General features: G+C 63.4%; 1 pseudogene. It reads right to left on the minus strand.

The features are described 5' to 3' along the window. Nucleotides 1–830, minus strand: a pseudogene (locus B5G37_RS15830) (hypothetical protein); the annotation flags it as partial.

Consider the following 830-nt stretch of genomic DNA (forward strand, 5'->3'; position numbering starts at 1 on the left):
TTGTCGCCCTTGCGGGATACGGCATAGAACACAGAATCTGGGCCGCTGGTGTAGGTCAGGGTGGTGCGGGTCCACAGGTATGGCTTGGCTTCCGTCATGGACTGGGGACTGGTCTGCCATATCCCTGTGGGTGCCGTGGTGCCAGAGGTGTGCAGCTGATAGTGCACCGCCGAGCTGGCCACTCCCCGTCCATCCTCGCCCTTGACTCCCGGCTCACCTTGAGGGCCAGTTTCTCCTTTGGGTCCCTGAGATCCTTGGGCTCCCGTCTCGCCCTTTTCCCCTTGCTCACCCTTAGGACCCGTGGCTCCAGCAATGCAGGTGGGGGAACTGTATGACGTGCCGCCATCCGCCCGTGTGGTGCGGGTGCGGCTCCACATGTATTTCCCCTCCGTCCACTCCGGGGCGGTCTGGCTCCAGCTGCCTCCCACCAGCTGGGTTTTGCTGGTGGACAGGTAGTATTCGGTAACCGCACCGGTGAGGGAGGTGTTCTCCAGCTTGGTGATGGTGGTGGTCTGGCTGCTCACCGTGGCGCTGATAGAGTCCGCCTTCACCTCCAGCTGAGACAGTCGCTTTGTCACTTCCTCCTTAGTCTGAGCAAATGTTCCGTCCACGAAGTCGTGGAGGGCGTCGTCGTTGGTGTAGTCGGAGGCCTTGCCCCAGTCCGAGGCCAGATAGATTCCCATGGGACGGGCGGTGTTGCACCGCATCAGGTCCCCACTGTCCCCCTGGGCCCACAGGTCGCCCACGTCATAGGGAGGCACCGGCTGGGTGACAAACACCCGGCGTTTGCCGTCGGCGGTATCCTGGGCTCGGGCGGCATCCGCCAGGGC

Source organism: Pseudoflavonifractor sp. An85, from assembly GCF_002161235.1.
GTDB lineage: Bacteria > Bacillota > Clostridia > Oscillospirales > Oscillospiraceae > Enterenecus.